Source organism: Micromonospora sp. NPDC005710 (genome assembly GCF_040630995.1).
Classification (GTDB): Bacteria; Actinomycetota; Actinomycetes; order Mycobacteriales; family Micromonosporaceae; genus Micromonospora.
The window spans coordinates 94,283-102,829 of the sequence record NZ_JBEXYP010000023.1 but is presented as its reverse complement, the minus strand read 5'-3'; the positions used below and the strand labels follow the sequence as shown (position 1 = coordinate 102,829).

General features: G+C 72.9%; 6 protein-coding genes. 3 read left to right on the top strand and 3 right to left on the bottom strand.

Annotation, left to right across the window (positions count from 1 at the left end; all coding sequences use genetic code 11):
- Positions 1 to 362: 362 nt before the first annotated feature.
- Positions 363 to 1,040, bottom strand: coding sequence for a hemolysin III family protein (locus tag ABZ406_RS25980; protein WP_357766660.1), 678 nt, complete (start codon positions 1,038 to 1,040; stop codon positions 363 to 365).
- 107 nt (positions 1,041 to 1,147) lie between these two features.
- Here ABZ406_RS25980 and ABZ406_RS25975 point away from each other — a divergent pair, with 107 nt between their 5' ends.
- Genes ABZ406_RS25975 through ABZ406_RS25965 form a run of 3 tightly spaced genes read left to right on the top strand, consistent with a single transcriptional unit; the run spans position 1,148 to position 3,517 of the window.
- A complete protein-coding gene (locus ABZ406_RS25975) occupies positions 1,148 to 1,924 on the top strand; it encodes an allophanate hydrolase subunit 1 (RefSeq protein WP_357766656.1) in 777 nt (258 codons plus the stop codon).
- Positions 1,921 to 2,784 (top strand): biotin-dependent carboxyltransferase family protein, encoded by an 864-nt coding sequence (locus ABZ406_RS25970; RefSeq protein WP_357766653.1) that lies wholly within the window; start codon positions 1,921 to 1,923, stop codon positions 2,782 to 2,784. The genes ABZ406_RS25975 and ABZ406_RS25970 overlap by 4 nt, the downstream gene beginning before the upstream one ends.
- Entirely contained in the window at positions 2,768 to 3,517 is a 750-nt protein-coding gene (locus ABZ406_RS25965) for a 5-oxoprolinase subunit PxpA (RefSeq protein WP_357766650.1), read from the top strand. The genes ABZ406_RS25970 and ABZ406_RS25965 overlap by 17 nt, the downstream gene beginning before the upstream one ends.
- Positions 3,518 to 3,551: 34 nt before the next feature.
- Here the strand turns inward: ABZ406_RS25965 and ABZ406_RS25960 are convergent, their stop codons facing one another.
- Both ABZ406_RS25960 and ABZ406_RS25955 read right to left on the bottom strand, forming a co-directional pair.
- Complete coding sequence (locus ABZ406_RS25960; protein WP_357766648.1) at positions 3,552 to 5,390, bottom strand: NHL domain-containing thioredoxin family protein; 1,839 nt, start codon at positions 5,388 to 5,390, stop codon at positions 3,552 to 3,554.
- A 235-nt stretch (positions 5,391 to 5,625) separates the two neighbouring features.
- The gene (locus tag ABZ406_RS25955; RefSeq protein ID WP_357766645.1) at positions 5,626 to 8,307 is read right to left on the bottom strand and encodes a hypothetical protein; all 2,682 of its coding nucleotides are present in this window, start codon (positions 8,305 to 8,307) and stop codon (positions 5,626 to 5,628) included.
- Positions 8,308 to 8,547 lie beyond the last annotated feature (240 nt).

Here is an 8,547-nt window from a genome sequence, read left to right as displayed (position 1 = left end):
TATAAGCGCTACGCCGAGGTATCGCTGATCGTCCTGAATAAACTCGCGGCTGTATTCGACGAAGATGTTGTCGGGAAGGTAGCGGCTGCCTCAGGGCACGCTGAGGCAGCAGTTTCACCGAACTTGCGCTGGTCCGGGTCGAGGGCTCTATGCCTGGGCGTTCCAGCCGACGGAGGATCGTGCTCGATCCAGGAAAGAGGGAGATCGAGGCCAGTACATCTTGGATTTAGCACGATCATGACGGGCTGACGCCAAGATCGGGCCTCGCCAGGTGCCCTTGTTGAGGTGGCCTTGTCGGGTGCCCTCGTCGGGCGGGGTGAACTGGGGGGCGTTCGCGCTGGGTTCCGCTCTGGCTAGCCGGGTCAGGCAAACAGCGCGAAGTAGATCGCGATGTGATGGCAGAGCGCCGCCAGCAGCGTGCAGGCGTGGAAGAACTCGTGGTGGCCGAAGACCGTCGGCCACGGATTGGGCCGGCGCAACGCGTAGAAGACCGCACCGATGCTGTAGATCGCGCCGCCGACGATCAGGAGCACCAGCGCCGCGACACCGCCTCCGTGCAGGATCTCCGGCAGCATGGCCACCGCCACCCAGCCCAGCGCCAGGTAGAGCGGGGCGGACACCCAGCGCGGCGCGTGCGGCCAGACCACCTTGACCGCCACGCCGGCCAGCGCGCCGCCCCACACCAGGGCCAGCATCACTGTGGCCGGCCGGGGCGCGAGCAGCATCACGCAGAGCGGTGTGTACGTGCCGGCGATGAACACGAAGATCATCGAATGGTCCATGCGGCGCATCACCTGGTAGCCGCGCTCTGACCACACCCGACGGTGGTACAGGGCGCTCGTGCCGAAGAGCCCGCAGACCGTCAGGCTGTAGATGAGGCAGCTCACCAGGGGCGCCCACCCCGGTCGGGTGGCAGCGATCGAGCAGAGCACGATGCCGCAGACCAGGGCGACGAAGAAGGCGTACGTGTGCAGCCAGCCGCGCATCCGGGGCTTACCGATGTCGACCGGCTTCAGGCGAAGCGGGGCGGAGGTAGTCACCCAGTCAGGTTACGGCACCGTAGGTTACTTGTAAGTAGTGGTGTTGGTGACACCTGGCACCGTCGTCGTGAACACCGGATCGCGACGGCATCGGCGAGGATGAGCGGATGCGGATCCGACCCGTCGGGGCGCACGCCCTGCTCCTCGACTGCACGGCCCCCGCCGATGCTCACGAGGCGGCTGCCGACACCCCCGAGGCCGAGCTGGTCGAAGCGTGGCGGGCCGAGCTGTGGCGGCGTCGCGAGCTGGGCGACCTGGTCGCCGTCGAGATCGTGCCGGCGGCCAGGACCGTGCTGCTCGACGGCCTGCCCGACCCGTCCACCACCGCCCAACAGCTGAACCGGTGGGCGTCCGCCGTCACCGCCGCCATCACCCGCCTCATCGACGCCGACGCCGACATCGCCGCTGGCGCCAACATCAACGACGGCACCAACATCAACGACGAACCGCCAGCCAGAGCCAGAACGAAGACCAGAGCTCAAGCCCAAAGCCAAGCTGACGACGGGGCGGACGTGGTCGTGCCGGTGATCTTCGACGGGCCGGACCTGCCGGCGGTGGCGGAGCACTGGGGTGTGGACGTGGCGGCAGTGCTCGACCGGATGACAAGCACCCGGTTCCGGGTCGCCTTCTGCGGCTTCGCCCCGGGGTTCCCCTACCTGACCGGGTTGCCCGCCGAGTTGGCGTTGCCCCGGCTGGCCACACCCCGTCCCCGGGTGCCAGCCGGTTCGGTAGCGCTGGCCGGTCCGTATGCCGGGATCTATCCGGGCGCGTCGCCGGGCGGCTGGCAGTTGGTCGGTCGGACCGATCTGGTGCTGTTCGACGTGGCCGCCGACCCGCCGGCCCGGCTCGGGCCGGGCAGCACGGTTCGGATGGTGGCGGCGTGACCCAACCGGCGACCATCGAGGTGCTGCGCGCCGGAGCGCTCACCACAGTGCAGGACCTGGGCCGGCCCGGTTGGGCGCACCTGGGCGTACCCCGGTCCGGTGCCCTCGACCCGGCCGCCCTGCGACTGGCGAACCGACTGGTCGGCAATCCGGAGCAGGCGGCCGGCCTGGAGATCACCCTGACCGGTTGCACGCTGCGGCTGACGCGCGCCACCACGGTGGCGGTCACCGGTGCCGAGGTTGCGGTGCGGGTAGGCCAGCGGCCCGGTGACGTCGGGCGTCCGCTCAGTGTGCCGGCAGGGACGGTGCTGCGGATCGGTCCGGCCCGGCGGGGCGTACGGAGTTGGCTGGCGGTGGCGGGCGGCGTCGACGTGTCACGGGTGCTCGGTAGCCGGTCCACCGACACCCTGTCCGGGCTCGGCCCGGCTCCGTTGCGCGACGGCGACCGGCTGCCGCTCGGCGAAACTGTTCACGCTCCCGCACCGGTGGACCTGACCGTGTGTCCCGCGCCGCCCGACGAACTGCACCTGACGGTGGGCCCCGGTCCTCGCGAGGACTGGTTCACGCCGCTCGCGTTCGACAGGCTCTTCGGCAACGCGTACACCGTCAGCCCGGTGAGCAACCGGGTCGGCGCGCGGCTCGCCGGCGCGGCTCTGCCCCGCGCGGTGGCCGGCGAACTTCCCAGCGAGGGCATCGTGCTCGGCGCGGTGCAGGTGCCGGCGGACGGACAGCCCCTGATCTTCCTCGCCGACCATCCGACCACCGGTGGATACCCAGTCATCGGGGTGGTCACCGACGTGACACCGCTCGCGCAGGCCCGGCCAGGTACTACCGTCAGATTCCATGGACCTCAACGCTGACCTGGGCGAAGGATTCGGCATCTGGCGGCTCGGCGACGACGACGCGCTGCTGAGCCTTGTCACCTCCGCCAACGTCGCCTGCGGCTTTCACGGTGGCGACCCGTCCACCATGCGGCGGGTCTGCGAGGGCGCCGCGCGACGCGGCGTCGCAGTGGGCGCGCAGGTCGGCTACCGCGACCTGGCCGGCTTCGGGCGACGGCACATCGCGTACGACTTCGCCGAACTACGCGACGAGGTGACCTACCAGTTGGGGGCGTTGGACGCGTTCTGCCGGCTGTTCCGCACCCGGGTCCGCTACCTGAAGCCGCACGGGGCGCTCTACCACGCGGCCAGCATCGACGAGTCCCAGGCCGCGGCGATCGTCGCCGCGGTCAGCGGTTACGACGCCGAGCTGCCCGTGCTCTGCCTGCCCGGCTCGACGCTCGCCCAACTCGCCGTCGGCGCGGGTCTGCCGGTGGTGGCCGAGGCCTTCGCCGACCGCGCCTACCTGCCCAACGGGGCGCTGGTGCCGCGCGGCACCCCCGGCGCGGTGATCACCGACCCCGAGCAGGTGGCCGAACGGGCGGCGCGGATGGCCACCGAACGCAGCGTGGTAGCTGTCGACGGCACCGTCATCCCGTGCTCGGTCGACTCGATCTGTCTGCACGGCGACACCCCGGGGGCGGTCTCCGCCACCGAACTCGTCCGCGCCACCCTGATCGACGCCAACATCACCCTGGCGCCGTTCGCCTGATCGGAGGAGCCCTGGCCGGGCCCCTCCGAGCAGATCACGCGTCCAGGCCGCGAAGCACCAGCGGAAGCCGGGTCACGGCGCCGTCGACCACCCGGACCGGTACGCCCCAGTCCTGTCGGGTCAGGTGGCACGCCGCGTGCTCGACATCCGCGTCGCAGGTGGCCGCCTGGGCGGTCACCTGAAGCACCCCCGCGGTGACCTCGCCGTTGAGCACCAGCCGGCGGGACAGTTCGGTGCCCGTGCCGGCGCCGTCCACCAGCAGCTCGGGCGGGGACGCGGAGACCACCAACCGGGTCGACGGCCCGTACGTCTCATCCAGCTTCTGCCCCGGCGCCGGGGTGAAGACGATGTCCAGGGTGACCTCGCCGGCCGCGACGTCCGTCGGCTTGCGCTCGGTGCGGTGCCGGGGCCCGTCCACGGTGCTGGCACCCGCCGCAGACAGGGCGCCGGGTGCGAGCCGGGTCAACCGGTGGGCGGCGGACTCCACCACCAGCACCTCGCCGGACGGGGTGAGCACCAGGTCGCTCGGCTCCGCCAACCCGTCGGCGACAGTGGAGACCTGGTTGCTGGCCGGGTCGAAGCGGCGCACCGCACCGTTGTAGGTGTCCGCAATCAACACCGAGCCGTCCGGCAGCGCGCACACACCCAGCGGGTGTTGGAGCAGCGCCGTCTCCGCCGGGCCGTCCACGTGCCCGAAGTCGAACAGGCCCTGCCCGACGGCGGTGCCCATCACCCCGTTCTCGACGTACCGGACCGAACTGGTCTCGCTGTCGGCCACCCAGAGCCGGGTGCCGTCGGCGGAGGTGGAAAGTCCCGACGGTTGGGCCATCCACGCCTCGGCCAGTGGGCCGTCGCGCAGCGCCTCCACAGTGGTGCCGGCGTACATGCCGGCGGTCCGCTTGATCGGGTCGAACCACCAGAGCTGGTGGATGCCGGCCATCGCGACGATCAGCTTGTCGTCGTACCAGGCCAGGTCCCACGGGGACGAGAGGTCGACGGCGAGCGCGTCGTGGGCGTGGTCGTCGACCGACGCGCGCCACTGCCGCCCGCTGCCGGCCACGGTGACCACCTCGCCGGAGTCCAGCCGTACGCCGCGTAGCAGGTGGTTGACAGTGTCGGCCACCACCAGGTCGTAGCCGGCCACCTCGGCCACGTGCGTGGGCAGCAGGCACACCCCCTGCGGCTCGGAGAACGTCGCCGTGGCGGCCAGCCCGTCCGCCCGGCCCCGCTCACCTGAGCCGATCCGACGCACCGGCGTCTCACCGTCCGGGTCGACCTCGACGAGTGAGTGCCGCGCCGAGTCCGAGACCAGCAGGTTGCCGTTGGGCAGCAGCACCGCCTTACCCGGGAAACGCAGCGCGGTCTCCGGCGGCGGCGGAGGGACGTACGGGCCGTCACCCCGGTGCAGGGTGCCCTTGGCCTCGTGGGTGGTGACCAACTCGTCGATGAGCCGGGCCAGCCCCTCGGCGTGCCCCTCGCCGGCCATCGTCGCCACCACGTAACCCTCGGGGTCGATCACCGACAGGGTCGGCCAGGCGCGGGCCGCGTACTGCTGCCACATGTCCAGCTCAGGATCGTCGAGTACGGGGTGGTGCACCCCGTAGCGCTCCACGGCGGCGGCGAGCGCGTCGGCGTCCTTCTCGTGTTCGAACTTCGGCGAGTGGACACCGATCACCACGAGCACGTCGCCGTACTTGTCCTCCAGCGGGCGCAGCTCATCGAGCACGTGCAGGCAGTTGATGCAGCAGAACGTCCAGAAATCCGCGATGACGATCTTGCCGCGAAGATCCTGCAAGGTCAGATTCTGCCCGCCGGTGTTGAGCCACTGTCGGCCGCGCAGTTCAGGTGCACGTACACGCGCTGTCGTTCCCATGCCTGTCAGACTGCCACGCTTCGTCGTTCCGGCCGCCGTGACCCGGACGACACGAGGCGGAGCCTGGTTGACCTTGCTCGGGGTCGTCGTGACGATCGTTGGCAGATCAGCAGTGCGATGCTCGGCGTGTCGAGTTGCGCAGGTGCCAACGATCAGGGGGCGAGGCGGTACCCCTAGCCAGCCCGGTACGACGTCGGCGGGGCCACGGTTGCCAGTGACCCCGCCGACGGTGGAGCTACTTCGTGGCCGGCTTCAGGCAGAGCACCCGGTTGGTGCCGTCACCCGGCAGCACCACGTGGGGCTGCGTCGTGTCGGCGCACTTCTCCTTGACGTCGACCTTCGAGACGATCGTGAACGCGCCCGCCTCGCCGCAGTCCGCCGCCGAGGCGCCGCCCTGCCCGGACTGCTTCACACAGGTGCCGACCGCCGGGTTGAAGGACGGTGCGTCGTCATTGCCGACCTTGCCCAGCAGCAGCAGCAGGCCGAGCGGCACCGCCAGGATCAGCACCGCCGCGATCAGCACAGCGGCCAGCACCCGGCCGTTGCGTACCTTCGGCGGCGGCGCCTCCACCTTGGGCTCCTCGGCGTCCGGCTTGTACGCGTCGAACCGGCCCTGGTCCGTCGGGCCGGAGTCCTGGCCCCAGGACGGCGTGGGGTGCGACGACGGCGGGAAGGACGGCGGGAAACCACCGCCCTGCACCGGCTCGCCGAAGCCCGGCCCGCCGGAGCCCCGGCCGCCAAAGTTCGGCGCTCCGAAGGTCGCCGCCCCGTTCACGGTGGCGGAACCTGCGGCAGAGGACCCGGGGCCGCCGAACTGGTCAGCGGGCGGCTCGGCACCGGCGTGCGGGCGGGTGCCGTTCACCGGCCTGTTGTTGCTCGGGGCGTCGACGAAGGACGGCACTCCGGGTGGGAACGCCGGCGGCGCCGACGGGGCCTCGTTGAACGCGTTCGGTGCGGGCTGCCGGTCGTCGAAGCGCGAATCGGCCGGAGACTCGCCGCCCCAGCCGGGCCCGACCTGCCGCTGCGCGTCGTTCTGCCAGTCGGGAGCGATCTGCCGCTGGCCCTCGTTCTGCCAGTCCGGTGCGGCCTGCCGCTGGCCCGCGTTCTGCCAGTCCGGAGCACCCTGACGGTCGGCGTCCGGGTCGCCCTTGAACGCCTCCGGCTCCGGCTCGGCCTCCGGCTCCGGTCGGGCCGGGCGGCCGTACACCCGGGGTTGCGGGGTGGCCGTGCTGGCCGGTCGGATCGCCTGGTCGGTAGGGGGCATCACCCGGCTGGCCAGCGGCACCGAAGCGCTCGCCGTGGCCCGGGCCGCCGCGCCGGCTGCCGATTCGGCGTCCGACACCGGTACGACCGCGCGACCCGCTCCGGACTCCGGAGAGGTACGCGGGGCGGGCACCACGGCACCGCTCGTGGAGACGTCCTCGGAGCGGCCACCGTACTGCGCGGCGGCGTCCGGGGTCTCCCGCTCGGCGTATGCGGGCTGCTCGGGGATCGGTGCGAACTTTGCGTGGGGTGCGTAGTCGGCCGGCGGGGCGGCCGCCAGACTGGCACCCGGGACGCGCTGCTCCTGCGGGGGCAGCGGCACCGCGTTCGCCGGAGAGATGCCGGGTGCGGGTGCGGGCTGGTAGGCCGGTGCCTCGTCGTCCCGGTCCGCCTCCCAGCCCCCACGGGACTGGGCGGAAGCTTCGGCCTCGGCGCGACCCCACACCTCGCCGGGCGCCCACGGCTCGATCTCCGACGCGCTGCCGGAGTTGCCCTGCGCGGCATTGTCCGGGCTGGCGGCCCAGTTGGGCGCGCCACCGCTGGTGGGCACGCTGGCACTGGCCCGGGCGGGGAGGTTGCTCGGCTCGGCGGGGGTCCACGCCGCCTGTTCCGGGCGGTCGGTCTGCTGCTCCGGTTGGGAGAGCACCCAGTCGGGCTGCTGTGGACGCCCTTCGGCGCCACCCCATGCGGCCGGCTGCGCGGGCTGGTCCTGCCGCGCCTCGCCGCCGTCGTTCCACATTGCGGGTTGCGCCTGCTGCTGCGCGGCCCACCCGCCGGACTGGGCCGGGTCGTCCTGCGCGGGCCAGTTCGTCGTGGGGGCCGGGACCTGGGCGGCGCCACGGGCCGCGCTCGGCGGGGTGGCCTGACCCCACCCGGGGGCGGGCTGCTCGGTCGAGTCGGCGGGTTGTCCCCACGCCGGCGGCGACTGCTCAGCGGGCGTCCACACCGGCTGGTCGTCCTGGTTGGCGCCATTGGCGGGCCAGCCGCCGTTGCCGGCGGCCTGGTCCTGCTGTGCGCCGCCGGCCCAGCCGGCGGCCTGCGGTGCGTCGGACTGCGGAGACTCGGCCCCGCGCCAGTCGGCGGCGGGAGGGTTGGCCTGCGCCGCGCCGCCCCAACTGTTGGCCGGGTCTTCCTGGGCTGGCCAGGTGGCGGTGGCCGGGGGAACCTGCGCGGCGCCCCGCGCTGCCGGCTGGGCCTGCACCCAGTCCGGCTGCTCGGCGGGGGCGTTCGAGCTCCAGGTCGGTGAGGGCTGGCTCGGCTCGCCGGGCGTCCAGCCCTGCTGCTGGGCGGCCCAGGGGTCGGGCTGCGCCGGAGCCGGCGTGCCGTCGTTGCCGGGCCAGGTGCCGGGCTGCTGCTGCGGCGGCTCGCTCGCGCCACCGCCCGCGGCCCAGGCGGGCTGCGCCGGGTCGTTGGGCTGTGGTGCGGCGGCGGCACCCCAGGCGGGCGCCTGCGGCTGCTCGGACTGGGTCGCCCAGGCCGGCGTCGACGGGTGGGACCGTGTCGGGGGCGGGGGTGCCCAGCCCAGGTCGGGGCCGGCGGCGTTCTGGCCGTTGTCCGGCTGCGCCGGGCGGTCGCCGTACGGCGCCGGTCCGCCGGCGCCCTGTGACACCTCGTCCGGCTCCTGGCCGGGGCGGTGCGGGCCCTCGGACGTCATGGGTGCGCCTCCTCCATCACATGTCGGCTCGCCGGTGCCGATCGGTCTCCTCGGCGTGGCTGCCGGCGTCACCGGCGTACCGCTGTGCCGGCTCCCCGCACGGTATCGGGTGGTGGCACGACCCGTCCAAGGAGCACCGGTCGTCACTCACCGTGGCCGGTTGATGTCGAGCAGCTTCTGTTGGCTCGGCCTCTGCCGGTCGGCGGGCGGCGACCGAAGCCCACCGTACCGGGCGCTGCG